At 70.5% G+C, this 25040-nt stretch carries 25 protein-coding genes; 10 read left to right on the forward strand and 15 right to left on the reverse strand.

The features are described 5' to 3' along the window. The first annotated feature begins 30 nt into the window (after positions 1-30). The 8 genes from OG435_RS34345 to OG435_RS34380 all read left to right on the forward strand — a co-directional run bounded on the left by OG435_RS34345 (position 31) and on the right by OG435_RS34380 (position 8571). Positions 31-2640 (forward strand): sensor histidine kinase, encoded by a 2610-nt coding sequence (locus tag OG435_RS34345; protein ID WP_266882873.1) that lies wholly within the window; start codon positions 31-33, stop codon positions 2638-2640. After that, positions 2637-3116, forward strand: a complete 480-nt coding sequence (locus tag OG435_RS34350; protein ID WP_266882875.1) for a roadblock/LC7 domain-containing protein — start codon at positions 2637-2639, stop codon at positions 3114-3116. Before OG435_RS34345 ends, OG435_RS34350 begins: the two co-directional genes overlap by 4 nt. Beyond that, complete coding sequence (locus OG435_RS34355) at positions 3113-3484, forward strand: DUF742 domain-containing protein (protein ID WP_266882877.1); 372 nt, start codon at positions 3113-3115, stop codon at positions 3482-3484. The genes OG435_RS34350 and OG435_RS34355 overlap by 4 nt, the downstream gene beginning before the upstream one ends. Continuing rightward, positions 3484-4083, forward strand: coding sequence for a GTP-binding protein (locus tag OG435_RS34360; RefSeq protein ID WP_266882879.1), 600 nt, complete (start codon positions 3484-3486; stop codon positions 4081-4083). The genes OG435_RS34355 and OG435_RS34360 overlap by 1 nt, the downstream gene beginning before the upstream one ends. Before the next feature lie 58 nt (positions 4084-4141). Beyond that, positions 4142-4519, forward strand: coding sequence for a roadblock/LC7 domain-containing protein (locus OG435_RS34365; protein WP_266882881.1), 378 nt, complete (start codon positions 4142-4144; stop codon positions 4517-4519). Positions 4520-4971: 452 nt separating this feature from the next. Then, entirely contained in the window at positions 4972-7227 is a 2256-nt protein-coding gene (locus OG435_RS34370; RefSeq protein ID WP_266882883.1) for a M4 family metallopeptidase, read from the forward strand. A gap of 81 nt (positions 7228-7308) precedes the next feature. Continuing rightward, the gene (locus OG435_RS34375; RefSeq protein WP_266882885.1) at positions 7309-7935 is read left to right on the forward strand and encodes a hypothetical protein; all 627 of its coding nucleotides are present in this window, start codon (positions 7309-7311) and stop codon (positions 7933-7935) included. 81 nt (positions 7936-8016) lie between these two features. Then, on the forward strand, positions 8017-8571 hold the full coding sequence (locus tag OG435_RS34380; RefSeq protein WP_266882887.1) for an SRPBCC domain-containing protein: 555 nt from the start codon (positions 8017-8019) through the stop codon (positions 8569-8571). Between the two features lie 9 nt (positions 8572-8580). On the opposite strand, the gene OG435_RS34385 is transcribed toward OG435_RS34380, so the two are convergent. The 3 genes from OG435_RS34385 to OG435_RS34395 form a co-directional block, all read right to left on the reverse strand. After that, positions 8581-9321, reverse strand: coding sequence for a hypothetical protein (locus OG435_RS34385; protein WP_266882889.1), 741 nt, complete (start codon positions 9319-9321; stop codon positions 8581-8583). A gap of 211 nt (positions 9322-9532) precedes the next feature. Then, positions 9533-9943 (reverse strand): PAAR domain-containing protein, encoded by a 411-nt coding sequence (locus OG435_RS34390; protein ID WP_266882891.1) that lies wholly within the window; start codon positions 9941-9943, stop codon positions 9533-9535. 44 nt (positions 9944-9987) lie between these two features. Continuing rightward, entirely contained in the window at positions 9988-11382 is a 1395-nt protein-coding gene (locus OG435_RS34395) for a hypothetical protein (RefSeq protein WP_266882893.1), read from the reverse strand. A gap of 134 nt (positions 11383-11516) precedes the next feature. On the opposite strand from OG435_RS34395, the gene OG435_RS34400 reads away from it, so the two are divergent. Together OG435_RS34400 and OG435_RS34405 are read left to right on the forward strand one after the other, a co-directional pair. Further along, a complete protein-coding gene (locus tag OG435_RS34400) occupies positions 11517-11912 on the forward strand; it encodes a hypothetical protein (RefSeq protein WP_266882895.1) in 396 nt (131 codons plus the stop codon). A 173-nt stretch (positions 11913-12085) separates the two neighbouring features. After that, positions 12086-12715: a helix-turn-helix transcriptional regulator gene (locus OG435_RS34405; protein WP_266882897.1), complete on the forward strand. Its 630-nt coding sequence runs from the start codon at positions 12086-12088 to the stop codon at positions 12713-12715. Between the two features lie 259 nt (positions 12716-12974). On the opposite strand, the gene OG435_RS34410 is transcribed toward OG435_RS34405, so the two are convergent. The 12 genes from OG435_RS34410 to OG435_RS34465 form a co-directional block, all read right to left on the reverse strand. Further along, a complete protein-coding gene (locus tag OG435_RS34410; protein ID WP_266882899.1) occupies positions 12975-14297 on the reverse strand; it encodes a sensor histidine kinase in 1323 nt (440 codons plus the stop codon). A 1-nt stretch (position 14298) separates the two neighbouring features. Next, complete coding sequence (locus tag OG435_RS34415; RefSeq protein WP_266882901.1) at positions 14299-14991, reverse strand: response regulator transcription factor; 693 nt, start codon at positions 14989-14991, stop codon at positions 14299-14301. Positions 14992-15289: 298 nt separating this feature from the next. Beyond that, the gene (locus OG435_RS34420; RefSeq protein WP_266882903.1) at positions 15290-15928 is read right to left on the reverse strand and encodes a response regulator; all 639 of its coding nucleotides are present in this window, start codon (positions 15926-15928) and stop codon (positions 15290-15292) included. A gap of 104 nt (positions 15929-16032) precedes the next feature. Continuing rightward, complete coding sequence (locus OG435_RS34425; protein WP_323187973.1) at positions 16033-16350, reverse strand: WhiB family transcriptional regulator; 318 nt, start codon at positions 16348-16350, stop codon at positions 16033-16035. Between the two features lie 97 nt (positions 16351-16447). Beyond that, a complete protein-coding gene (locus OG435_RS34430; protein WP_266882905.1) occupies positions 16448-16687 on the reverse strand; it encodes a hypothetical protein in 240 nt (79 codons plus the stop codon). An 18-nt stretch (positions 16688-16705) separates the two neighbouring features. Continuing rightward, positions 16706-17335, reverse strand: a complete 630-nt coding sequence (locus tag OG435_RS34435; RefSeq protein WP_266882907.1) for a transglycosylase family protein — start codon at positions 17333-17335, stop codon at positions 16706-16708. A gap of 163 nt (positions 17336-17498) precedes the next feature. Next, the gene (locus OG435_RS34440) at positions 17499-19439 is read right to left on the reverse strand and encodes a zinc ribbon domain-containing protein (RefSeq protein WP_266882909.1); all 1941 of its coding nucleotides are present in this window, start codon (positions 19437-19439) and stop codon (positions 17499-17501) included. Then, positions 19423-19968, reverse strand: a complete 546-nt coding sequence (locus tag OG435_RS34445) for a phage tail protein (protein ID WP_266882911.1) — start codon at positions 19966-19968, stop codon at positions 19423-19425. The genes OG435_RS34440 and OG435_RS34445 overlap by 17 nt, the downstream gene beginning before the upstream one ends. Beyond that, the gene (locus OG435_RS34450; protein WP_266882913.1) at positions 19965-21926 is read right to left on the reverse strand and encodes a putative baseplate assembly protein; all 1962 of its coding nucleotides are present in this window, start codon (positions 21924-21926) and stop codon (positions 19965-19967) included. The genes OG435_RS34445 and OG435_RS34450 overlap by 4 nt, the downstream gene beginning before the upstream one ends. Beyond that, positions 21926-22339, reverse strand: coding sequence for a GPW/gp25 family protein (locus OG435_RS34455; protein ID WP_266882915.1), 414 nt, complete (start codon positions 22337-22339; stop codon positions 21926-21928). The genes OG435_RS34450 and OG435_RS34455 overlap by 1 nt, the downstream gene beginning before the upstream one ends. 25 nt (positions 22340-22364) lie before the next feature. Further along, on the reverse strand, positions 22365-24296 hold the full coding sequence (locus tag OG435_RS34460) for a VgrG-related protein (RefSeq protein WP_266882917.1): 1932 nt from the start codon (positions 24294-24296) through the stop codon (positions 22365-22367). 20 nt (positions 24297-24316) lie between these two features. Next, positions 24317-25033, reverse strand: a complete 717-nt coding sequence (locus OG435_RS34465) for a LysM peptidoglycan-binding domain-containing protein (RefSeq protein WP_266882919.1) — start codon at positions 25031-25033, stop codon at positions 24317-24319. Positions 25034-25040: the final 7 nt, after the last annotated feature.

Below are 25040 nucleotides of genomic sequence, written 5' to 3' on the forward strand. Positions count from 1 at the left end.
GGGAGGTCCGAGCTAGCGGAAGTGACACAGATGCGCGTGCAGCGACAGGGCAGGAACCGGCTCCGCAAGGCTTCCCCGCCCCCGCGCCGGCCTGGTCGGCAGGAACAGGACACGTCCGGATCCCCCGAGTCCGGGGCATCGCGACGGCAGCCCCGGCGCGGGCCGCGGCTGGGGGACCTGCGCGTCCGTACGCGGCTCCTCGCGGTCATCGCCATCCCCCTCATCGTGGCCACCGGCCTCGGCGCCCTCAGGGTGAGCGGCTCGCTCGACGAGGCATCCCGCTACGAGCAGTTCCACGAGGTGGCCCAGCTGGCCCGTACGGGAACCGCACTGGTGCAGCAGCTCCAGCACGAGCGGGACGTCACCATCGATCCCGCCGCCCGCTCCGCGGCCGGAGCCAACGGTCTGGCAAATGTGCGACAGCAAACCGATACGTTGCAGCAGCGGCTCGAGGGCGAGAGTGCCCAGCTGTCGCAGGACGGCCAGATCAAGACGCGCCTGGCGGCCGTCAAGGAGGCCTTCGCCGCCTTCCCGCGGATTCGCGAGGCGGCCGACGGCGGTGCCACCGGGTCGGCGACGGACACCGGCTACCTGAGCCTGATCATGCCGCTCCTGGGCATCGACAACGCACTCGACGGTCAGCTGGCCCAGTCCCACTCCCAGGGCTGGGGGCTTTACACCCTCTCCCTCAGCACGTCGATGCTGTCCAGCGAACGGGCCCTGATGTCGCAGGCCGAGGCCCAGGGCAGCCTCACCTCCGCCCAACGCGCCTCCCTGCTCGCCACCGTGAAGATCCGTGACATGGCCCAGCGCGAGTTCACCATGGCCGCCCCGCCGGGCGACCGCACCGCCTTCGCCCGCAGCGAGCAGTCCCCCGCCTCCCGTACGGCGGAGCAGGCACTGCAGCAGATGCTCCAGGCCCCGCAGGACCTCTCGAAGGGGTCCGCACCGGCTCAGAACTGGTACGCGGACTTCGGCACGAGGGTGCAGCAGCTGGACAAACTGGCCCTTCAGGTCTCCGATCAACTGGTGTCCCGGAGCTCGGCCCAGTACGACGACGCCATGGGCCAGGCGCGGCTCGACGCGGGGGTCACCGCCGGGCTGCTGGTCGCCGCCCTCGGCCTCGCCTTCGCGGTGTCGCGCAGCATCTCGCAGGGCCTGGCCGAACTGCACGCGGCGGCCACCGACGTGGCGGAGGTCCGTCTGCCGCAGCTGATGCGCGAACTCAAGGACAACGCGCCGGCCTCCGTCGACCTGACGGTGCCGCCGAGCGGCATCACCACCCGGGACGACATCGGCGACGTGGCGCAGGCGTTCGACGCCGTCCACCGCGAGGCCGTACGGCTGGCGGGCGACCAGGCTCGGCTGCGTGAGTCGGTCAGCACGCTGTTCCGCAACCTGTCGCACCGCAACCAGAGCCTGGTCCAGCGCCAGTTGTCGATCCTGACGACCCTCGAACAGAACGAGGACGACGGCGTCCAGCTCAAGCGCCTCTTCGAACTCGACCACCTCGCGGCCCGGATGCGCCGCAACAGCGAGAACCTGCTCGTGCTGGCCGGCGGACAGAGCACGTCCCGCACCTCGCGGCCGATGTCCCTGCTCGACGTGCTGCGCACGGCGATGTCCGAGGTCGAGCAGTTCGAGCGGGTGGGACACCTCGCCCTGCCGCCGGTGTTCGTGGCCGGGTACGCGGTCGGCGACATCGCCCACTTGCTCTCCGAGCTGCTGGAGAACGCACTCATGTTCTCCAGTCCCCAGACGGAGGTCCGGGTCGGTGCCCAGCAGTTGCCCGACGGCCGCGTCCTGGTGGAGATCCGGGACCAGGGCATCGGGATGGACGCGACCCGACTGGCGCTCGCCAACGACCACTTCGTCTCCGGTGAGGCCCTCGCCCCCGACGCCTCGGAGCACATGGGTCTGTACGTCGTCGGTCTGCTGGCCCGCCGGCACGCCGTGGACGTGGAGCTGCGTGCCGCCTCGCCGGGAACCTCGGCGGTCGTCGTCCTGCCGCAGGAACTCGCCGTCGCCCTCCCCGCGCGGCAGCCGGCCGACGACCAGGCCGCGGAGGAAGTTCCCACGGAGGAAACCGAGTTCGCCGCCCTGGAGGACCAGCCCGCTGCGCCGGGAGCCGGGGAAGCATCCTCGCGTCCGCCGCAGCGCCCCGGGCCGACCGGGCCCGGGCGGCCGCGCTCGCCGCGGAACCCCGATTTCGGCCGGGCCGCGGACTGGTCGGCCACCGCCTTCCCCCCGCTGACGGCGGCGCCGGAAGCGCCCGCCTTCGACGGGGCCACCGAAGAGGACCACCAGCCCGTCGGCGGCCACCCGTCGGCTCCCGCCGCGGAGTCCGCGGACGCCGGGGGTCGCGCGGACGCCGGCCTGCCGCGCCGCGTCCCGGGCGCGCTGCTCAAGCCCGGCAGTGCCACGGCCCCGGCACCCGCCGTGGGCGCGGCACCGCAGTCCGCGGCACCGGCCCCCGCGTACGCGCCGGAAGCCGGCACCACTGAAGTACCGGAGGCGTCCGCACGGTTGCGCAGCAGGCTCGGCGCCCTGCACCAGGGCATCGTCCGGGCCGACGACGAGGACGGCGGCCTGCCGCAGACCCAGCAGGTCCAGCAGGTCCAGCAGGAGGAACAGCGATGAGTCCCGTGACCCAGCCGGCATCCGCCGCCCCCGCCCTGCCGACGTCCGAGGGCCTCGACTGGATCGTCAACCGGTTCACCGAGAGGGTGGTCGGCATCCGGGCGGCCGCCGTGGTCTCGGCCGACGGACTGCTCCTGGCATCGTCCGCGGGCCTGGTCGGCGACGCCACCCGGCTGGCGGCCGTCAGCAGCGGCCTGGTCGCCCTGAGCGCCGGCGGGGCCCAGCTCCTCGACCGGGGCGGAGTCTCCCGCACCATCATCGAAATGGCCCACGGCACCATCGTCGTCATGGCGATCTCGGACGGCTCGCTGCTCGCGGTTCTCGCCTCTCCCCAGTGCGATCTGGGGGTTGCCGGCTACCACATGGCCCGCCTGGCCCGGCAGTGCGGAGACGTGCTGACGCCCGCCCGCCGGGGCCAGGGGCCGGACGGGCCCGCCGGGAACACGACGCCGCCACGCCCCTGGACCGCGGCATGAACACGGCGCACTTCGAACCGGGCAACCGGGACGCCGAGGCCGACTCCTTCGGACCCCGGCCCTACACCCTGACGCGCGGCCGCACGCAGGCCAGCCGTCTGCTGCGGCTGGAGACCCTGGTGAGCACGGTGCCTCAACTCCGCGATCACCGAGGGCCATTGCCCGAGTACGACCGGATCCGTGAGATGTGCGTCCGGCCCTGCTCGGTGGCCGAGATCTCCGCCGTCCTCGGCATCCCGGTCGGCGTGATGCGGATCCTCGTCGCGGACCTGGCGGACGGCGGCCTGGTGCAGGTGCACGAACAAGACGAACACGGCGCCTCCACGACCATGCTCGAACGCGTGCTGCGCGGACTCGAACGCCTCTGATGCCCTTCCGTGAGGAGAGAACAGTGAATACGACGGGCAGCCGCCTGACCACCAGTGCCAAGATCGTCATCGCCGGTGGCTTCGGCGCCGGCAAGACCACGTTCGTGGGGTCGATCTCCGAGATCGAACCACTGCGCACGGAGGCGGTGATGACGGCCGCGTCGGAGGGCGTGGACGCGCTGAGCCACACCCCCCGGAAACGGACGACGACCGTCGCGATGGACTTCGGGCGCATCACCATCGACGAGGACCTCGTTCTGTTCCTGTTCGGAACCCCGGGCCAGGACCGGTTCTGGTTCATGTGGGACGACCTGGTGCGCGGCGCGGTGGGCGGGGTGGTCATCGCCGACACCCGGCGGCTACAGGAGAGCTTCGCCGCCGTGGACTATTTCGAGAACTGCGGGCTGCCCTACGCGGTGGCCATGAACCCCTTCGACGGGCGAAGGACCCACACGCCCGAGGAGGTCCGCGCCGCTCTGGGCGTGGGCGAGTCGGTACCCGTGCTCTACACCGACGCCCGGGAGCGGCGCGATGTCCAGCAGATGCTCATCGAGGTCGTCCGCCAGGCCCTGCGGTCCCACGCCGGGGCACCCGTCTAGGGCTCTGCGCCCTCAACGGAACGTCACGCACGTACGGATTCGATCCGGAGGAACTCCAGTGAACAGCACACTCATGCAGACGACTTCCCCTCAGACGGGGTTCGCCGACTTCGTCTCCCGCACACCGGGCATCGAAGAAGGAGTGGTCGCTTCCGCCGACGGCCTCGTCGTCGCCCTGTCGCGCGGGCTGCCCAGGGACCGCGCCGACCAGCTCGCGGCGCTCGCCACCGGCCTGGCCAGTCTGGCGGCCGGCGGATCCGCCCTCCTCGGCGGCGGCGACGTCGTACAGACCCTGGTCGAGATGGACGGCGGCGTCCTGTTCGCCGCTCCGGCCGCCGGTGGTGGGGCGGTCGCGGTCGTCGCCGCCCCCGGCTGCGACCTCGGTTCCGTGGGCTTCGCCCTGTCGCTGTACGCGCACGGGGCGCCGGCGCACTGACCCGCGCCGGACCGCCGGCCAAGCGTGGGGCGTCGGGCCCCGGTCGGACCGCATCGCGGATCCACCCGGCGCACCACCCGGCAACCACGGCTCAATCCCGGCACGACGCCCGGCAGAATGGCGAAGCCACGGGCGGGCGATGGGACTTCGCACGCTCCGGGACTTCGACCACAGCGCACCCGCGGGCCACCTGGCCCGCGAGCCGCCGAAGCGCCCGCGCACACGCGCCGGCCTGCCCTTTCGCCGTGCGGGCGGTGCTCTGCCCGCGGCGCACCCACCGCCGCCGGTCCAGCGGTCCCTCCAGAAGGCGACCGGATGACAACGACTTCGGCCGGGTGGACGGGTGGACGGTTTCCGGTCCATGAGTTGGCAGGGTCATGACAGTTAACGCATGTGGGTGCCACGCTTGCCCTCGGACGTTCACCGTTCCTTCACACCCCCCTGGAGACGCCTTGTTACGGCGACACCCCCCTCAGCTCCGCAGACCGGCCACTGCCGTCCTCGCCCTGGCGACCGTCACGGCCCTCTTCGCCCTCGGCGCACCCACGTCGGCCGCCCCTGTGGACCCAGCGCCCCGGACGGAAACCCCGCGGGCCGGCGCGGCTCCCATCGCCCTCTCGCCGGCGGACCGCGCCTCCCTCATCGGGCAGGCCCGGGACTCGCAGCAGTCCACCGCACGCCGGATCGGCCTCGGGCCCCGCGAGCAGCTCCTCGTCAAGGACGTCATCCAGGACGCCGACGGCACGCGGCACACCCGGTACGAGCGCACCTTCGCCGGGCTCCCCGTCCTCGGCGGCGACCTGGTCGTCCACGAGGGGAAGGGCCGGACCACGCTGTCGCGGGCGAGCGGGGCAACGCTCACCGTCCCTTCCCTGACTCCGGCGGTACGGCCCTCCGGCGCGGCCGCGGCCGCGGTCACCCAGGCCGAACGGGCCGACGTGGTCCGGCCCAAGGCCGGCGCGCCGAGGCTCGTGATCCGCATGGCCGGTGCGGCCGAACCCGTGCTGGCCTGGGAGACCCTGGTCAAGGGCGTGCAGGAGGACCGCACCCCCAGCGAGCTGCGCGTCCTCACGGACGCCGGCTCCGGCAAGGTGCTGAGCACCGAGGAACGCGTCCACACCGGCCGCGGCATCGGCCAGTACAACGGCGAGGTGTCCATCGGCACGACCCCCTCGGACCCGGGGTACCAGCTGATCGACGCGGACCGCGCGGGCCACCACACCTACGACCTCAACCAGCGGACGTCGGGAACGGGCACCCTCTTCACGGACGACGACGACGTCTGGGGCGATGGCACGCCCGCCAACCGGCAGACCGCGGGCGTCGACGTGGCCTTCGGCGCCGCGGCGACCTGGGACTTCTACCAGCAGGCCTTCGGACGCAACGGCATCCGCGACGACGGCGTCGCCGCCTACAGCCGGGCCCACTACGGCAACAACTACGTCAACGCCTTCTGGTCCGACAGCTGCTTCTGCATGACCTACGGGGACGGCGCGGCCAACACCCACCCCCTGACCTCCCTCGACGTCGCGGCCCACGAGATGACCCACGGCGTCACCAGCGCCACCGCGAACCTCACCTACGCGGGCGAGTCCGGCGGGCTGAACGAGGCCACGTCCGACATCTTCGCCGCCGCAGTGGAGTTCCACTCCGGCCTCGCGGCCGATCCTGGCGACTACCTCGTCGGAGAGAAGATCGACATCCGCGGCAACGGGACACCGCTGCGCTACATGGACCGGCCGTCCCGGGACGGTGCCTCCCGCGACTACTGGGACTCCTCGCTCGGAAATGTGGACGTCCACTACTCCTCCGGCCCCGCCAACCACTTCTTCTACCTCCTGGCCGAGGGCAGCGGCGCCAAGACCGTGAACGACGTCGCGTACGACAGCCCGACCTCCGACGGCCTGCCCGTCGCGGGCATCGGAATCGAGAGCGCCGCACAGATCTGGTACCGCGCCCTCACCACGTACATGACCTCCGGCACCGACTACGCGGGAGCCCGCACCGCCACCCTCCAGGCGGCGGCCGACCTCTTCGGGGCCTACGGCCCCCGCTACCTGGCCGTCGCCGATGCCTGGGCCGGCGTGAACGTCGGCAACCGCATCGCACTCGGTGTGAACGCCGCGCCCATCCCCGACCAGACCAGCGGCATCGGCCAGGCGGTCAGCCTCCAGGTCGAGGCCTTCACCACCCACACCGGCTCGGCGCTCACCTTCGAGGCGACCGGGCTCCCCGACGGCTTGACCCTCGCCGCCGACGGCCTGATCTCCGGTACGCCGACCACTCTCGCGACCAGCGAGGTGAGCATCACGGTCCGGGACGACACCGGATCCTCGGTCACGCGGTCCTTCACGTGGCAGGTGGCCTACATCTACGCCGCCACCACCCGCGTCGACATCCCGGACAACGGGGCCGCCGTCGAGTCGCCGCTCACCATCACCGACCGCTCCGGCAACGCGTCGGCCACCACCCGGGTCCACGTCAAGATCACGCACACCTACCGGGGAGACCTCACCGTCGACCTGGTCGGCCCGGACGGCACCGCGTACCCCCTGCTCAACCGCAGCGGCGGGCCGGCCGACAACGTCGACCAGACCTTCACCGTCGACGCCTCCGCACAGCCGGTCGAGGGCACGTGGAAGCTCCGCGTCCAGGACCGCGCCTCCATCGATGTCGGGTACATCGAGCGCTGGGAGCTCACCCCCTGACCCTCCCGGCCCCCCTCCGTGTCGCCCCGCCGCACCCTCCCGGCGGGGCGACACCCCTTCCCACGCAGCACGAAGGATCCGATGACCGAGAACGCCCGTGCGGCCCTGGAGCACCTGCGAGATCCCAGCCGGTTCCAGTGGTACCTCATACCTCTCCTGCTCCTGGTGATCTACGTGTACGCCGCCGAGGTGGAACGCCGTAACTGGAACGTCTTCTTCGCCGGGCTCGCCCTGTGGGGCATGGACTGGTTCAACGAGATCTGGAACGCCCTGGTGTTCCACTTCACGCAGCGGGCCCCGGCCTGGGGGGCGGGCGGGGACAGCGCCTTCCAGATCCTGATCGGGCTCAATGCCGAGATCTGCCTCATGTTCGCGGTCATGGGTGTGGCGGCCGCCAAGCTGCTCCCGCCCCGGGGGACACGGCTGCTCGGCATTCCCGGCAGATGGCTGTTCGTCCTGCTCAACTCCCTCGCCTGTGTGGGCGTCGAGGTACTGCTGCACAGGGCGGGCGTGCTCACCTGGGACTGGCCCTGGTGGCAGGAGGGGTTCCCCTTCCTGATCCTTCTGATCGGCTACGCCCCGTTCTTCGTGGTGTGCGCCGTGGTCCACGACCTCCCCCGGGTCCGCGCCAAGGCGGCGGTCGTCTCGGCCCTCTTCGCCATCGACGCGGCGGCCCTCGCGGCCTTCGGCGCGCTCGGCTGGCTCTAGGGGGTGTCTTGGCCTTCTGTTTCGAATCTGGCCGGGCCCGTCGGCACCGGTCGTCACCCCACTCGAGAACCGGGAACCTTCATGCATCGCGCATTGACCCTCGCCACCGCATGTGCCGCACTGACCTTGCTGCCCCTGCGGCCGGCCGCGGCCGCCGAGGCGGCCACGGACTCCCCGGCCCCGCGGGAGCCCGGCCGGCACTCGGTGGTCCACCGCGAGCAGGCGGTCATCGCCGCTCCCGCGGAGCGGATCTGGGACGTACTCGTCGACCTGCCTTCCTACCAGGACTGGAACCCGTGGGTGCTGCGCGCCGACGGAGAGGTCCGGCCGGGGGCCACCGTGCACGTGACGGTCGCCCTCGGCACCCACGTGATGCCCGCGGAACACACCGTCCTCGTGGTCGAACCGAACCGGCGCTTCTGCTGGCGGGACGCCGGGTGGAACGCCTCCTTCGTCTACGGACAGCGCTGCCGCACCCTCGACCCCCGAGCCGACGGCACGGTCCTGGTCACCAACGAGCTGCTGCTCGACGGCATCTTCAGCTCGGCCACCGACCTGGTCATGGGCACCGCCCTCCGGAAGGGCCTCGCTGCGGAGACCCGGGCCCTCGAACTGCGGGCGGAGAGCATGCACTGACCCCGCCGCTCACTTGCCGCCGAGCGGTACGGTGCGGTCCGGGTGGGGCCTCGGCGCCCGCCCCGCGGCAGGAGGAAGCTGCGAACCGGTGCGTGCGACGATCGCGTGCGGTGGACAGGTGCACGCCGGCGGTGGACCGGCCGCGGAGACCTCGGCGCGCAGACGGATGATTCCCTGGCGGTCCGGCCCGTGGGCGGCCCGGGCCCCGCAGGCTGGCAGCAGCGGATCCCCGTACTCCAGGGTGACGTCGACCTGCCAGTCCATCCCCTGCGGATCGCTCACCGTCGGGCCGAGCGCGACGGACCACTTGCCCGCCTCGATCGGTCCGGGCAGGTACCCCGGGGTCGCGTCGGCTGCGGACAGGGTGCACTCGCGCCGGGCCTCGCCCGACCAGCCGCGGAATCCGTCCGGCCCGAAGACCCCGGTGTCCAGGCCGCTGGGCCAGGTGACGCGCCGGGACGGGAACTCGGGTGGTGCGAACGAGGTGCTGACGGAGATGCGCCGGACCCCGGCCGGCACGTCGAAATCGAGGGAGGCCCACTGGTCGTAGCCGAACGGCGAACTCCCCCGGTAGGTCGTCGTGACCGTTCCGCGCGCCCGGTCGCAGCGCCGCCCCCAGGCGATGCCGACGGGCACCAGAGCGGACATGCCCCACGCGGCCAGCATGGTGCCGAGCCGGAGCGCGTCCCTGCGCCCGAGGCGCACCGCCAGGGGACCCCGGACGCGAGAGCCCTGGTGTACGTCGGCCACATCAACCAACTCGCTTCCCTCGTGGGGCGGGCCCCGGTCGGGACCCTGCCGAGACGTGCCGACGCGGATCGCGCGTCGGCACGGGCGACGGCAGCGCCCCGTCACTCTGTGAGACTGAGAAGCTACCGTGCAGTTCGTTCGAACGAACAGTAGGGGATGCTCCGGACGCCCGGAAGGGGAACGCCCGGGGCCGGCCACATCCCGCAGGGATTCAGCCGATGAGCACACCGTGGTGCGGAACCGGAGGCATGATCGTGCCGTTGGGTGCCGGCGCCGGGTCACTGCAGGTCTGGACGGTGTCGCTCGCGCGCGCCGCCGGCTTGCCGCCGATCCGTACGGTCGCACTGCCCTTCAGCACGGTGCCGGTGTGCGTGGGCGGCACGGAGAAGGTCGCCGGGGCGGGGGCGATGTGCGGGGGGCTGATGGCGGCCGTGCTCGACAGGGTCGCCGCCGGCTTGCCGCCGATCCGTACCGTCGGACAACACCCTCCCGTCAGCGTCGCCTGGTAGGGGAAGGGCATGGGCTGGGGTGTGGGCGGACCGGGTGGGGCGGGTACCAGCACGATGTGGATGTCGGTTCCGGTGACCTTGTCACCGAGTCGTGCGGCGGGAAGTCCGGGCATGTCGGCTGCCTTTCGAAGAAGGAAGAAGTGCGGGATCCGCGAGTTCAGGAAGCGGTGACCTTGGCGGGGAAGAGGGCGCTGGGTTTGCAGGTGCCCGAGGTGCACCGCACCGCCACCACGATCTCGTCCCCCGCCTTGAAGGTGACCTCCGCGCTGAAGCGGACGCGCTCGTGCGTCAGCTTGGAGAGGTCGCGCTCGACTAGCTTGGTGTCGTTCTTGCGGATCTCCAGCGTGCCGCTGGAGCCCTGCGGATTGTCGAGGACGACCTCCGCGACCTTGATGGTCTGGCCCGCCTGCACCGTGCGCCTGCGCGTCGTGAAGCCCGAACTGCCCGCGATGGACGTGCCTTCGATGCGGATGTTTTCGGCGGTCGGCTCCGCCGGGCCGGGCGCGGGGGGCTTCGGGGGTGCGGGCTTCTCCGGCGCGGGCTTCTCCGGCGCGGGCTTCTCCGGCGCGGGCTTCTCCGGCGCGGGCTTCTCCGGCGCGGGCTTCTCCGGCGCGGGCTTCTCCGGTCCGGTGCCGTTGCCCGAGGCCCCGGAGTCGTTGGAACCGCCCTGGGGCCCGGGCTGGTTCTGGCCCCCGGGAGGCGGCGACGGGTCCTGCTGCGGAGTTCCGGGCGCCGGCGTGTCGCCCGGGGCCGGCGGAGGCTGGGGTCCCCCCGAGGGATCCGGAAGCCCACCGGTGGTGGCCTTCGACTTGGGCGCGTCGTTCAAGAAGGTCGGTACCAGGACGGCGAGGAGGATCACCCCGGCGATGGCAAACGTCAGCGCCCTGGGCAACCAGCGCGGCAGCATGGGCGGCTGGATCACCACACCGGCGGTGTCGAGCACGGTCCCGTCCGAGGCCGTCAGGCTGATCTCCACCGGCAGCGTCTTGGGCTGACCTGTGAGGAAACGCTTCCGCATCCGTATCCGGACGGGGATCAACTGCGTGGTTCCGCCTTCGATGACGGTCTGGACCGGCTTGAAGGCGAAGTCGATGTCCCCGCTCTCGTCCTTACCCGTGAACTGGACCGTGACCGGCCCGTTCCCGAAGTTGTCCACGGCCAGCTTGGTGCGCGCCCTGCGCGCTCCGCGAGCCGTCCGGGGCACGAGCTCGGCCGCCAGGTCCGCGTAGCCCCCGACCTCGACGCTGCCCTCTTGGATGACCGAGCCGTCGGTGTCCTCCTGGGCCATGATGCGCAGGGCGAAGGCCTTCTTCCCGCACGGTACGTCCGCCGAGCGGGGAGGCTCGAAGGTGAGGACGGCCACCGCGTCGTCGCCGGGGAAGACGTTGACGCTCGCCGGCCGCACTGTGGCCCATTCGGCCGTCTCCCCCAGAACGTCCAGGGTGAAGGTGTCCACGGTGCGACCCGTGTTGTGCAGCCGTACGGAGCAGGTGACGCTTTCACCTGCCTCGACGCTGACATCCGGTTCGTCCAGTGATGCGATGACTCCCATGCGTCCACTGTCCCGGGCCGGGCCAAGTGTGGACATACATGTTCGGGCAGCGGTGAGGGAAAGCTCCCGCCTCCCTTCGCGCAGAATCGCGGCCGAGGGCCGGACGGAGCGGCGTATGGCGGGACAATGGGCGAATGGACATCAGAGAGTCGGAACCACCGACATGGAATCCGGCCCAGCTGCTGGAGTTCGACATCACGAGCAACGAGATACGGGACGGACTGGTCTCCTTCCGTGCCGATACGCTGGCCTTCCGCTTCACTCCCCGGCCGCAGACCGCGCCTGTCACGTGCACGGTGGAACTGCGGGAGTACCTGGGTGGAGGGTCGGAGGGCAGCGTTCTGCTGAACGGCACTGCCAGCGCCACCGTCAAGCGGAACCAGTCGTCCGACACCTGGCTGAGCTTCAGCGGGTTCGGCTGGCAGGACGCGACGCGGACCAGGCCGGTGACACGGTGCTACTACCGGGTGTCGCTGGACTGCGACTCCACGGTGCGGGTGGCGATCTGCGGCGAGGAACGGCTCTTCTAAAGTGCCCTTACGGCGGCCCGCCGACGCCTCAACGGACAATCCTTCGCACCGGCTCCGCTATCCCTCCTTTAACCTTCGCGGCCACACCATGGATGCATCGACCTCGAACCGACCGTCCCACAGGACGTCGACCGGAGGCCACTCCTCAGTTCTACGCATCCAAGAGGGAATTCATGCCGAACAGGATCAGTGTTTTCGTCCACGCCCTGGACTCCATTTCAGAGCTGGGCGTCATCGCCGCCCTCCGTCTCCGCCCCGAAGTACACATCGTGGAGCGCCAGGACGCCGACCCGGACACCGTCGCCGTCCTCGTGGTCGACGAGATCGACGACGCCGCCGTCTCCCTGGTCAAGTCGACCCGGGGCCAGGGCATCCAGCGCATCGTGCTCGTCGCCTCCTCCCTGGAGGACAACGGTGTGTTCGCCGCCGCCGAAGCGGGCATCAGCGGTCTCGCGCGTCGCAAGGACGTCACGGCCGACGGACTCGTCCAGGTGATCACCTCGGTCAACCGGGGCGCCGGCGTCCTCCCGCCCGACCTTGTCGGCAGCCTCCTCAAGCAGGTGTCCAAGCTCCAGCACCAGGCTTCCGTCCCGCGGGGCGGCCAGCGGTACTCCGGCATCACCGACCGTGAGGCCGACGTGCTCCGCCTGGTGTCCCAGGGCCTGGACACCAACGAGATCGCCCAGGAGCTGTGTTACTCGGAACGGACGGTGAAGAACACGCTCCACGCCATCAACAACCGGTTCAACCTGCGCAACCGCCCCCACGCCGTCGCCTACGCCATCCGCGAGGGTCTGATCTGACCGACGCGCGGTACAGCACCGGAGCGGGTGGGGAGACAGAACGGAAGTTCTGTCTCCCCACCCGCTCCGGTGTGTGTGGCCGCCCCCGTGTGAGGCCACGGCGCACGCCGGTGCACCTCACTCGTGGCGCGCACCCGCCTTCCGCTCCCTGCGCCAGCGCTCGAGTTCCCGGCGCGAGCTGCGACAGGTACGCCAGTGACGGTAGATCAGATGAAGCATGGCTCCCACGAGCTGTCCTCCTTCGAACGGTCGGCAGAACTCAGGACGCTCCGCCGGAGCCCCTGCGGGTGTCGGCCGGGCGGTGCGCGGCCTGGGGTCCGCCGAAGGAGACCGTGACGCGTGCGCCTCCGGTCGGCGAGGTACTCAGGACGAGCCGGCCACCGGAGATCGTCGCCGTGCGGCGGGCGATGTCCAGGCCGAGTCCACTCGATCCGCCGGTGCTCCGGCCGCGTTCCACCACACGCAGGTCCGAGAACCCCGGCCCGTCGTCGTCGATCGCCAGCTCGGCGCCACCGTCCGGATCGGCTCGTACGGTGATCCGCACGCCCGCCGTTTCCGGGGTGTGGGTGAACACGTTCTCGAGCAGGACGTCCACGGCCGCTTCGAGTTCGGCCTGCGGGACATACACCTGGCAGCCGGTGTCCTGCACCGTCAGCTCACAGGCGCGTCCCTGTTCCTCGGCCAGCACCTCCCAGAACGCGACGCGTTCGGCCACCACCATGTCCAGGAAGGCCGTCAGACCACCCTTCGCGGCGATGGGTTTGCGGGCATGCCGAATGACCCTCGTGACCTCGGTGTTGAGGTCGTGGAGGGCCGAGAGGATTCGTTCGCCCTGCCGGCGGTCCTTGAGGGCCTCGGCCTGGAGCATCAGGGAGGTGATCGGGGTGCGCAACCGGTGGGAAAGGTCGGCCAGCGACTCGCGTTCGTTCGCGACGAGGGCGTCGAGCCTGGCCGCCAGCGCGTTGAGGGTGATGCCGAGTTGGTGGAGTTCCGGTGGGCCGGCCCCGGTGAAGCGGGAGTCCAGGCGTCCCTGGCGCAGGTCGGCCGCGACGTCCGTCAGCTCCTGCGCGGTGCGCACGACCGAGCGTGCGAGGCGGTCGGCGAACACCACGGAGACGGCGGGCAGCACGACGGCGGCAGCGGCGAGCAGGGCGATGACCCTCAGTGTTTCCTCGCCGGCCTCCGCGGTGTCCACCGCGACGTCTATCTGGGCCTCGCCGCCGGGCATGGGTACGGCAAGACTCGCGACCCTGTCCCCCCGGCACGTCCACTGCTCCAGGTCGTCGGCGTGTGGTTCCGGTTGCTGCAGGCACGGTACGGGTGCTCCGTAGCGCGTGCCCGAGGGCATGACCACGGTGGCGCGGACGTTGCGCTGCTGGGAGTCGATCCAGGAGGTGAGCTGCCCGGTGCCCGAACCCGCCGACTCGCGCGTCAGGGTGGCGAGGGTCTGGGCCTGCAGGACGGCGTCGTGATCGGCTTGCGCCAGGTGGGCGTATGCCGCGTAGAAGGTCAGCGGGATGCCCAGCAGAATCACGGTCAGCAGCGTGGTCAGCACACTGACCAGCGCGAATTTCGTGCGCATGCTAGGCCGCAGGTGCGGCGATCTTCACTCCGACGCCGCGCACGCTGTGCAGGTAGCGCGGCTCGGCCGCGGTCTCCCCGAGGCGTCGGCGGAGCCAGGACAGGTGAACGTCGATCGTCTTCTCACTCGCGCCGAAGGCGTCGTCCCAGATCTCGTTCAGCAGTTCGTCCTTGCTGACGACCCGCCCCGCATGGCGCGCGAGGTAGGCGAGGAGCCGGAACTCCTTGGGCCGCATCTCCAGCTCCCTGCCGTCGAGGACGGCGGTGTGTGCCTCCATGTCGATGCTGAGGCCGCCGACGTGGTAGACGCTCTCCTGGTGCCGGCCCCCGGAGCGCCGCAGCACGGCGCGGATCCGGGCGTCGAGGTGCTCCGCGGAGAACGGCTTGACGACGTAGTCGTCGGCGCCGAGGTTGAGGGCGCGCACGATGTGGCTGTCATCGTCCCGGGCGCTGGAGACCAGCACGGGGGTGTTCACCGTGGCACGGAGCATCTTGAGCACGTCGAGGCCGTCGATGTCGGGGAGCCCGAGGTCGAGCACGATCACTCCTCCCGGAGCGGCCGCGGCGGCGTGGCTGAGGCCGTCGGCGCCGCGCGAGACGGCGTGCACGTCGTACTTCATCTTTCGGAGTGAGGCGGAGAGGCACTCGCGGATCTCCGCGTCGTCCTCGATCACCGTTACGCGCGTCCAAGCCATAGCTCGTCTCCGTGCCTCGGTGGCGCCTCGGACGGCGCCCTCGGACATCAGAGTCCCGCGGACGGGGGTGGTCCGGGATCGGGGGATCGCTGGACTCGACCGGAGTGGGGCGTGCCCACCGATAGGGGGACGGCGTGCGGCCCTCGGCGTCCCCCGCCCCGGCTACGGGGCGGCCGTACGGAGCCGCACGGGAGACTCCCGTCCGTGCGCCGCACGGACGGGAGGACGGGTAGACAGGACGACGGGAGCACGGGAGTGCAGGCAGCAGGCGGATCACCCGGCGCGCCGTGCTCGGCGCTCAGTCGAGCAGGCCGCGGCGCATGCCCTCGGCGACAGCGGCCGCGCGATCGCCGACCCCGAGCTTCTCGTACAGGTGCTGGGCGTGCGTCTTGATCGTGCTGGGCGCCAGGAAGAGCTTCTGCGCGATCTGCGGGATGCTCATCCCTTCAGCGAAATCGCGCAGCACTTCCAGCTCCCTGGAAGTGAAGACCGGGCCGCCCGACTGGGCCCGCATGCGGATCTCATCGGCGACTCCGCCCGCGAGTTCCGCGGGGATCACCGTCTTGCCCGCCGCCGCCTGACGCACCGCCTCGACCAGCTCGGTCCGCTTGGCGTCCTTGAGCATGTAGCCGGCGGCGCCTTCCTCCAGGGCTCGGAAGACCAGCTCACTGTTCTGGAAGGCGCTGACGATCACCACCCGGGTCTCGAGCTTCCACTGGGCGACCGAGCGGGTGAGGGCGATGCCGTCCATGTCCGGCATCCGGAAGTCGACGAGCGCGACGTCCGGGGCAAGATCCTTGATCATTTTGAGGGCTTCGCGTCCGTTCGAGGCTTCACCCACCACCTCGATCGTTCCGCTCCAGGCCAGCGCCCTGCGGACGCCCTCGCGGTAGAGCGGATGGTCGTCCGCGATGACGACCCGCGTGCGTTCCGTCATGGAAGGCTCACCTCGGAACTCCTGGCGCCTGCGAGCGGGGCGGGTCAGCCCCGTGCCTCGAGGATAGTCCCGGAACGCAGCATCGGCCCGGCGAGGCGTACTGGTCAGGGCCACCCTCGCTCGGCAGCGGTCAGCCCTCCCCAGATACCGAAGGGCTCCTTGGCCCTCACCGCGTGCGCACGGCATTGCGCCCGCACCGGGCAACCGCGGCACGCGCGCAGCGCGCTGGCCGCCCGCACCGCGCTCTGCGCGTAGAAGGCCTCGACGTCCATACCGCTGCAAGCGGCCGAGTCCGTCCAGTCCCCAATGCGTCGCCCATCCTCGTTCAAGGCCGTTCCCCTCCCGCGTGCGGACCGAGCATGCGGCCGGACGGCCGTGGGGTGGCCGCTGAGCCCCGCAGCCACCCGCCGTCGGCCGGTCACGGTCCGACGCTACGGCTCGCCGCCGGGCGCCGGCATCGGCCGTAGGGCGATGCGCCCGGCTCCCGTGTGGCGGACTCGTGGCGTAGTACGTCGGGGTTCACCAGCCTTTTTCCCGGCGTCCGTCCAACAGCGGAGGCAGGAGGTGGAGGAGGGGGGTCTGCGCTTCCGGCTCGTCGGCTTCCGGCCCGGGGAGCAGGCCCAGCATTCCCAGCAGCGTCTCGCAGTCAGCGGCGTCACGGGACCGGGAGGCGACGACGGCGCGAGCGAGACGGAACTCGTTCTCGTCCGGCGGCGCCATCCTGAGCATGTCCTGCTGGAACACGTCATGTCGGATCATGGTGGATGCTTCCGTTCCTCAGGTCGTCCGGACGGGGCCGGGTACGTGCAGGAGCTGGCCCACCCGGATCAGGTTCGGGTCGGGGACGGTGGCAAGATTGGCTTCGTGCAGCACTTCCCAGTCCGGCAGGCCGTGCGACCGCGCGATGCCCGCGAGAGTGTCGCCGGCCTGCACGGTGTACGTGCCTTCGGCGGCTTCCGGGATCGTCTGCGTCGCCGGCGGCTCCTGCGCCGGGGGCTGTGCCGGCGGCTGCTGCGTGACGGAGGCCCGCTGCCCTCTCAACGCCTTCGAGCAATTCCCCCACGCGTCCTTGCCCTGGCCGGCGAGCACCTTCTCCGCAATGGCTATCTGCTGTTCCTTCGTGGCCAGGTGGGCGTTCGGGGCGTACGCATGTCCGCCGAATGCCTGCCAGGTCGAGGACGAGAACTGCAGGCCGCCGTAGTAGCCGTTTCCGGTGTTTATCGCGTACTTGCCGCCACTCTCGCACTGCGCCACCTGCTCCCAGGCGTGTGCCGTGGCCGCCTGTGCGCTGCCGCCGAGCAGCAGCGGGAGGGCGATACCGGCGCCGGTGACTCCTGCCGCGGCGGCCACCCGCCGGGTGCGCGAGACATTCGGTCGTCTTCGTCGGCCGGTTGCTTTTCCGAGCATGGTCGGTTCCCTTCTTCACCGCCTGCACGGCGGAGCACTGATGGTTCTTCACCTCCTGCCCGCGCTCTGCGCGATGCCCGGAATGTGATCTGGTTCCACGCTAGGCGGGCGTCTCCTAACGGCCGCCTAGCAGCGTGCCGTCCCCACCACATCGCCGGTTCCGTCAGAACAGGTATCCACGGACCGTGGTGGAGAACTCCAGCTCGGAAATGGCCACCTTGTCGGTCTTGTGGCTGCCATAGGCGTCGAGAACACGCACCTTGACCCACGTCACCATGCCGTGGGAGCCGAGGCTCACGGGCTGTTCGTCGGGCTTGTCGGTCAACGTGATGGTCTGCTTCTGACCGTTGGAGTAGTCGAGCTCCAGCGACTTCGCCCGGTCGTAAGCCTTGAAGTCCGGAGAAGCTCCGTTGCGTACCACGAGGTGACTCAGGTCGACCGGCGCGTCGAACTCCACCATGACGCCCTGGGTGTCCTTGGTCGAGGTCAGCCAGTAGGTGTCGGCCCACAGGTCGAAGGCGTCCAGCGCCGAGTGCGCAGGGTCGCTGCGGCCCGGATCAAGCACGTCCTTCGGGTTCACCGGGGAGTACTCGGGCTTGACCGTCGCCTTCAGCCTGTTCTGGATCTCCTTGGCCTCGGTCTTGACGAACTCCTTGAAGGGCGGATGGACCATGTAGAGCGTGGTCAGCGTCAGCAACGCGACACTGGCCACCAGACGTACCGGCCCGATGAGCACGGACGGGGCGAAGCGTCGCTTGTCGCGCACACCGGCCTGGCCGGGGCGCTGCCCTGCGTCCAGGACGGCAGGCCCCGGGCGAAGCCGGGCACACAGGCGTGGCCACCACGGCAGGGTCGCCGTCTCGGCCTGCTCCAGGGACGCACCGCACCTGCTGCAGAACTTGCGCTCGTCGTCATTGTTCTCACCGCAGTCGGGACAGACGACATCGCCCGGCATGGCCAAACGTGTGGCCTTCCGGCGCTGCGGAGCGGGCCGGCGCCGTTCCTCCGGCTCGGCGGGAGCGACCAGGCCGGGCTCCCTCTCGGCCTCCTCGCCCTCGTCCTCATCAGCGTCCTCGTCGGACGCCTCCTGGTCGCCGTCGCCACCCTCGGCTTCCTTCAGGAGGGAGGCGAGCCAGTCGTCTTCTTCGTCGTCTTCATCGTCGTCGTCTTCATCGTCGTCGTCTTCATCGTCGTCGTCTTCATCGTCGTCGTCTTCATCGTCGTCGTCTTCATCGTCGTCCTCCGCGTCGGCGACCGCAGCCCTGCCGTCCTCAGCATCGGCGTCAGCGTCGCCCTCGTCCTCGGCGTCTTTCAAAAGGTCCGCGAGCCAGTCGTCCTCTTCCTGGTCCTCGTCGGCGTCTTCGTCTTCGTCTTCGTCTTCATCCTGGCGCGGGGCGAGCCCGTCGTCAGCATCGTCATCGTCATCATCGTCATCGTCATCGTCGTCATCGTCATCGTCATCGTCGTCATCGTCGTCATCGTCATCGTCGCCGCCCTTCAGGAGCTCGGCGAGCCAGTCGTCCTCGTCGTCATCGTCATCGTCATCGTCATCCGTCGCACCCCCTGGCCCCTGGGCCCCCGGACCCGAGCCCTTCTTGAGCAGCGACGCGAGGAACTTGTCGTCCTCGTCCTCATCGTCATCGGACCCTCCGAATCCACCCATGCCCGGCGGACCACCCATACCGGGCGGCCCGGACATGCCCGGGGGTCGCCCCATGCCCGGCGGACCACCCATACCGGGCGGCCCGGACATGCCCGGGGGTCGCCCCATGCCGGGAGGACCACCCATACCCGGCGGGCCACCCATACCGGGCATCCCCATGCCGGGCATCCCCATGCCGGGCATCCCCATGCCCGGGACACCCGCAGGGCCAGTTCGTCCCGGGAGGCCGGGGCGGCTGCCGACGTCGGAGTAGAGGCCCCGCTGGAGCCGCTCGAGTGCCGAGGGCGCGGGACCGGCCGCCTGCTGCTCGGCCTCCTGCCGGAGGTCATCCGGAAGGTCGATCTTCTGCTTCTTGCCGGTCCATTCGAGGAACGATCCGCACGAGCCGCAGAACTTGTCGCCGACACCGTTGTTGAAGCCGCACTTACGACAGGTGGTCATGATCCAGCAACTCCACGGCACGGTGTACATGGGCGGGGACCGCGCCGGCGACCAGCGCCTCGACGGCCTCCCGCTGATCGGCGAGCGAGCGCGGCAGCCGGACGATGACCGCCGGTTCCGCGTCGGTCACCAGGCACCCCCCGGACCGGTCCGAGCACCGCACGCCGCCGCTGTCCCTGACCTCCAGCCAGGCCCCCGTCAGGGTGTGCAGCGCCGCGCGCAGTCCCTCGTAGGTACCACGGACCACGAACGATTCCGCGGCGTGCTTGAGGCGGGCCCGACGGGCCTGCGCGGGCAGGGTCTCCTCCACGGTGATGCCCAGCCAGCCGGCCAGCCAGGGCAGGAAGTCCTCCGGGGTCGTGTCCGGGTCCGCGTACGCCTCGAGCGAGTCGAGCACGGCGATCGCGGGTGCCAGTACGTCGTCGAGCCCGCTGGTGAAGCGCTGCGCGAAGTCGTCCTCCTGGTACACGGCCGGCAGGTACCGGCCGATCGGGTAAGGGGTGACCAGGTCGGTGACGGTGCCTCTCATATCCCGCCCGCTTCCACGAGGACCTGGTGCTCGAAGGAGAAGATCAGGCTGTCCCGGTCGAGCGTGACGCGGTCGGTCTCCTCACCCCGCGCGCCGGTCACCGGGTTCGCGTTGAACAGCCGCACCTCCTCGACGATCCCCACACCGTCGACCTGCTGCAGCACCGCGTACAGGTCTCCCGCCTGCACGGGCCGGCCGAACGGCCAGCCCGTCCCGTCGGGTCCGCCGCTCACTGGGTTGAGATAGCGGTAGAGGGCTTCCAGGGCGTCGTCAGTGACGCGATCGGCCTTGGCCCCCGGAACGGAACGCAGCCGCGCCACGGCCGTCACGCCCCGGTAGAGCGGTGGCTCGACCAGGACCGTGGTGCCGACCAGCCTGCACTGGTCCAACCGCTCGGCCACCGCGTCGAGCGTGCTCTGCCGGGGCTTGAGCGCAGCGAAGCGGGCGGGTCCCGGCTCGTCGGGAAGGCCCGGGACGACGAGCACCTTGACGGCGCCGGGCGGAAGGCCTGCCTCCTGGGCGGTGAGGCAGCGCACGCGTGCCAGCTCCGGCGCCGCCTCCCGGGTGATGACCTCGAAGTCCTCGGCCGTCACCGCCCGCCCCCTCGTGTGCATGAGCAGGGGGGCGCGCGACTTGACCTCCTCCACGGTCTCCCCGTCCACTCCCCCGGTCGCCGACTCGGGGTTCTCCACGCGCGCGATGTACGGGATCGAGGACTTCAGGGTCTGGATGGCCCCCTGGCCGACGTTGCCGACGGCTCCGCCACCGGTGGCGTAGCGGGTGAGGCGCACCATCGAGTCCTTGGGCGGTACCGCGCCGTAGCGGCGCATGGTGCCGTCGGACTGCCTGACCATCGGCCCGAAGCAGACCGTGCCGTGCGTGCTGTCGATGACGTAGTGCCGGTCGTCCGGACCGCTGTGGGCGAAGTGGTCCACTTCGGTCCAGCGCGTCCAGCCCTCGTCTCCGCTGACTTCCAGGACGGCCGGTACGGCGCTCGCGAGGATCGGGGCGTGGGACGCCGCGAACCGCTGGTTGCTGGTGCCGTCGGACGGGCCGAGTTCGTCGTTGTCGATGATCTCGGCGTGGACCGCGTCGACGGTGCCGCCGATCACCGTCGCGTCCATCGAATCGATGACCGGCGAGGTGCTGTATCCGGGGCGGTCCGGGCGGGGGGCGGTGACCCGCGCGCGCAGCCAGCCGGCGCGGCGCCCGTCGAGGATGCTCGCGTGGTGCCCTCCCGGTATCTGGAGCACGATCGCTCCCGGGCGGTTGAGACCGCCCGTGGCGTCGGAGTCGACCCGGCACGACTCCCAGTCGTCCCCGTTCCAGGCCTCCCACACCAGCGGGGGGTAATCCGGGTCCACGCCGACGCCCTGAATGCTGCAGGTGAAGTCCAGGCTCACCAGCGCGCGCGGTACCGCGTCCGACAGACCGACCAGCAGGCAGTCGTCCACGACGGGGGTCTGCGAGCCGAACGCGGGGAATCCCACGCGCAGGCGGTGCTGTTCGTCCCGGGCGAGCAAGGTGTTGGACTGGGACTCCAGGGTCATGAGGTGCTGCAGGCCCGCGGGCGGAAGCCGCAGCTCGTGGCGGGTGGCGAACACCACGGAAGGGTCGGTCTCGGTCCGCAGGGTCGCCACGTTCGTCCCGGCCGGTACGGACACCAGGGTGGCGGCCGGCGCGGAGAGCCAGAACGTCACAGGTGCCTGTGCCGGTACCGGCGGCAGCAGCCTCGCCCCGAGCAGTTCGAGGAACTTCACGTACATCCGGTCCGGCACCCGGTTGAGGCGGAAGAGGAGCTGGTCGGTCATGAAGGCGAACGTCTCGATGAGCGTGACACCGGGGTCGGAGACGTTGTGGTCCGTCCACTCCGGGCAGCGGCGCATGACCATGCGCTTTGCATCGTCCACCAGGTCCTGGAACCGGCGGTCGTCGAGGTCCGGCGAGGGCAGCGCCATCAGTAGTCTTCTTCCTCTTCGGGAATCGTGTAGAACGGGAACACCAGGTTGCGTCGGTCGTTGGTGGCCTTGATCGCATACACGATGTCGATGTGGACCAGGCTCGGATCGTCCTCGGCCGGTGCGGCCCGGACGCCCTGGATGTCGACCCGCGGCTCCCAGGTCACGAGGGCGGTGCGCACCTCTTCCGAGAGCATGGCCATGGTCTGGTGGCCCGTGTCCCGGAAGACGTAGTCGCGCAGCCGGCAGCCGAAGCCGGGCCGCATGGGGCGCTCGCCCGGGTACGTCGACAGGATGATCTTCATCGCCTGCTCCAGCTCGGTCTCCCGGCGGACCAGGGCGATTCCTCCGGTGGGACTCACCCCGAGGGGGAAGGCCCATCCGGCGCCGATGAAGTCGTCTGCTCTGTTCACAGCCTTGAAGTCCTTGCGTCGCGTGTCAGTTGAGCTCGATCAGGCGGCCGGTGATCTTGACGTTCTGACCCTTGAGGGTCAGCTGGCCGTCGCTTTCGAGGTTGAGGGCACGAGCGGCACGCACGTTGACGTTGCCGCCGGTGACGTTCACCGACCCCTTGGGGCCGCTGTCGATCGTCACGGTGCCGTTGCCGTCCGTGGAGATGGTGACGACTCCCTGGCCCTTGCCCCTGCCCGTCTGGGGCTTGCAGGTGAGCAGGACCTGGCCGGTCGTCTTGTCGAGGGTCAGCCCCATGTCGTTGAGCGCCGTGGCCAGGACGATCGCCGACTTCTCCACCAGCGGGGTCCGGTTGGCGGGGATCTCGACGAAGGCCAGCCTGCTGCCGCTGCTGCTGACCAGACCGCGGCGCATGACGGAGGCCGTCTCGCCCTTGCGCTCGACCGCGGGTCCGCCCAGCCCCAGGGTGCTCGCGCCATTGCGCATGCCACCGATGACGATCGGGCGGTTGATGTCGTCCCATTCGAACGCGACGAGGACCTCGTCGCCGACTTCCGGTACGAAAATCACGGCGCCGCGGTTCCCGCCCGGCTGCACCACCCGGACCCAGTCGGTCTCGAAGTCCGGTGCCAGCAGCGGAAGTCGGACCTTCACGCGGTTGCGGCCGGCGGGGTCGGCCAGGTTCGTGACGATGCCGCACATCATGCCGCGCGCCCGCCGGTCCGCCCCGGCGTCCTGCTCCTGCATGGTCAGCCCGGGCAGGGAGCGGTCGTTTCGGCCGGTGGCCGAGAACTCGGTGAAGTAGCCACCCTCGTCCTCGCAGAACGTGTGCCGGGCGTTGGTGACCATCCAGCGGCCGGCGAAGGGTGCCGGGACGCCCTCGACCTGGACCTCGGTGCCCGCCTGGATGGCGCTGTTGCCGAAGGCCCGGCCCTCCGCCTCCGATGCCGTACCTCCCACCCGTTCGGCGATGCCCCGGGCGAGCGATTCCGCGGCGACGGCGATGTCGGCGCCGGCGCCGACGGGCAGGTCGACGAGGAGGTGGGCGTCGGTGGCCGGCGCGGAGCCCTTTGCCTTGCCCACTCCGGCGAGGCTGCTGACGGCGCCCACCGCGGCGACGGCCCCGGCCAGACCGCTGCCGGCGCCGCCGTCGGGGGTGACGGGCTTCACGGGTACGGTGGCGACCACGACGTCGGTGCGCTCCTCGTCCCAGGTGCGCACTTCGACGCTGGCCGGGAGCGTGTCCGCACCCGACACCTTGGGGCGAAAGGAGAGCAGGTTGCCGCCGAAGGCGAGGGGCGGCGGAGTGGCAGTGCCCTTGAGGGGCACAGCTCCGGGCGTCCCGGACGCCCGGCGGAAGTAGAGCTTCCGGTCGGTCACACCCATCTCGAAGCCATTGGCACGGGCCCGTGCCTGGAGGAAATCCCAGTCGGTCTGGGCGATCTGCGCCAGGTGGCGGTGCACGTACTTCGTCTCGTCGATCTTCTCGATCTTGAGCTTTGCGTCGGCGGCGACCCGGCCGGCGATGTCGGAGTCCTTGGTGTTGACGAAGGTGCGTGTGCGCCGGGAGCGCTGGAGCACGTGGGAGTGGTCGTAGCCCCGGGCCACGATGTAGATCAGGTTGTCCTCGCAACGCGCTTCCAGGGAGGTGATCTCGCCCCTGATCAGCGGCGTCGCGGACGGAGCGTCCTTTCCGCTCCTGATCTCCACCTGGTGGCCGATCTTGATCTCCTGCGTCACCTTCTCGCCGGCGTCGGCGGTGTACAGGCAGGTGATCTCGAACATGTCCGGCAGGTACAGGTGGGTGTCCACCAGGACGCGGATGATCGACGGCTCGACCTGCGAGGACACCTCGCCGGTCGGGGCCATCGAGCCGATCTTGATGTGGGCCCGGACCGTGGCGGAGCTGTCGTCCGTGGGCGCACCGCCGGGGGCCGCCCATCGAGGCTTGCTGTTCACAACGGGGTCCTTTCCGGCCGTCAGTCGAACTCGTGCGGGTTGGGCAGGTAGACGGTGGTTCCCGGCCGCATGCGCAGCGGGTCGTCGATGGCGTTGGCGTCGGCGAGGCGGCGCCAGTGCGAGGTGGTTCCGTACTGGGTGCGGGCGAGGTTCACGAGGTCCTCCCCCTCGGTGACCGTGTAGCTGCGCCGTCCGGGAAGGCCTCCCGAGGTCGGGTTGGTCGGCAGGGTGCCCAGCAGGCTCGGCTGTTCCTTCAGGTCGATGGACACCTTCGCCCGCACGGGGACTCCGAAGGGGGTGAAGCGCGTGTAGCTGATGTGCACGTGCGTCAGGACCACCTGGTAGCAGAAGCCCAGCATCGGGGGGCCGTAGATGAAGGAGAGAACGGGCAGCCGGTTGACCATTCCGGAGTTGACGAGGCCCTTAGTCGCCAGCACCCCGGCAAGGGCTTGTCCCGCCGCACCTGATCCGGGACTCAGCCAGTTCAGCAGCTGATCGCACAGGGCCTTGGTCTCGGGTCCGGCGAACGTCACGTCGCTGAGCTTGATCAGCAGCGCTTCGGCACGCTGGAAACTGGTTCCCGTCGCACCGTTGTTGCCACCGTTCGGGGAGCTACTGCCGTGGGAGCGGTAGCTGGCGCTGCGGTCGATCGAGATCTTCTCCGGGTTGAAGAGCATCGGCACGGAGCCCGGCATGGGTCCGCTGGTGCACGTCAGCACGGCGGTCGTGTTCGTCATGGCGTCT

It is taken from the genome of Streptomyces sp. NBC_01264 (assembly GCF_026340675.1).
In the GTDB taxonomy this organism is placed as follows: domain Bacteria; phylum Actinomycetota; class Actinomycetes; order Streptomycetales; family Streptomycetaceae; genus Streptomyces.

What these genes read in the sequence shown, in the direction of transcription:
- OG435_RS34345 (WP_266882873.1), top strand. Translation starts at nt 31, where the DNA reads ATGCGCGTGCAGCGACAGGGCAGGAACCGGCTCCGCAAGGCTTCCCCG.
- OG435_RS34350 (WP_266882875.1), top strand. Translation starts at nt 2,637, where the DNA reads ATGAGTCCCGTGACCCAGCCGGCATCCGCCGCCCCCGCCCTGCCGACG.
- OG435_RS34355 (WP_266882877.1), top strand. Translation starts at nt 3,113, where the DNA reads ATGAACACGGCGCACTTCGAACCGGGCAACCGGGACGCCGAGGCCGAC.
- OG435_RS34360 (WP_266882879.1), top strand. Translation starts at nt 3,484, where the DNA reads ATGCCCTTCCGTGAGGAGAGAACAGTGAATACGACGGGCAGCCGCCTG.
- OG435_RS34375 (WP_266882885.1), top strand. Translation starts at nt 7,309, where the DNA reads ATGACCGAGAACGCCCGTGCGGCCCTGGAGCACCTGCGAGATCCCAGC.
- OG435_RS34380 (WP_266882887.1), top strand. Translation starts at nt 8,017, where the DNA reads ATGCATCGCGCATTGACCCTCGCCACCGCATGTGCCGCACTGACCTTG.
- OG435_RS34390 (WP_266882891.1), bottom strand. Translation starts at nt 9,943, where the DNA reads ATGCCCGGACTTCCCGCCGCACGACTCGGTGACAAGGTCACCGGAACC.
- OG435_RS34395 (WP_266882893.1), bottom strand. Translation starts at nt 11,382, where the DNA reads ATGGGAGTCATCGCATCACTGGACGAACCGGATGTCAGCGTCGAGGCA.
- OG435_RS34400 (WP_266882895.1), top strand. Translation starts at nt 11,517, where the DNA reads ATGGACATCAGAGAGTCGGAACCACCGACATGGAATCCGGCCCAGCTG.
- OG435_RS34405 (WP_266882897.1), top strand. Translation starts at nt 12,086, where the DNA reads ATGCCGAACAGGATCAGTGTTTTCGTCCACGCCCTGGACTCCATTTCA.
- OG435_RS34410 (WP_266882899.1), bottom strand. Translation starts at nt 14,297, where the DNA reads ATGCGCACGAAATTCGCGCTGGTCAGTGTGCTGACCACGCTGCTGACC.
- OG435_RS34415 (WP_266882901.1), bottom strand. Translation starts at nt 14,991, where the DNA reads ATGGCTTGGACGCGCGTAACGGTGATCGAGGACGACGCGGAGATCCGC.
- OG435_RS34420 (WP_266882903.1), bottom strand. Translation starts at nt 15,928, where the DNA reads ATGACGGAACGCACGCGGGTCGTCATCGCGGACGACCATCCGCTCTAC.
- OG435_RS34430 (WP_266882905.1), bottom strand. Translation starts at nt 16,687, where the DNA reads ATGATCCGACATGACGTGTTCCAGCAGGACATGCTCAGGATGGCGCCG.
- OG435_RS34435 (WP_266882907.1), bottom strand. Translation starts at nt 17,335, where the DNA reads ATGCTCGGAAAAGCAACCGGCCGACGAAGACGACCGAATGTCTCGCGC.
- OG435_RS34440 (WP_266882909.1), bottom strand. Translation starts at nt 19,439, where the DNA reads ATGACCACCTGTCGTAAGTGCGGCTTCAACAACGGTGTCGGCGACAAG.
- OG435_RS34445 (WP_266882911.1), bottom strand. Translation starts at nt 19,968, where the DNA reads ATGAGAGGCACCGTCACCGACCTGGTCACCCCTTACCCGATCGGCCGG.
- OG435_RS34450 (WP_266882913.1), bottom strand. Translation starts at nt 21,926, where the DNA reads ATGGCGCTGCCCTCGCCGGACCTCGACGACCGCCGGTTCCAGGACCTG.
- OG435_RS34465 (WP_266882919.1), bottom strand. Translation starts at nt 25,033, where the DNA reads ATGACGAACACGACCGCCGTGCTGACGTGCACCAGCGGACCCATGCCG.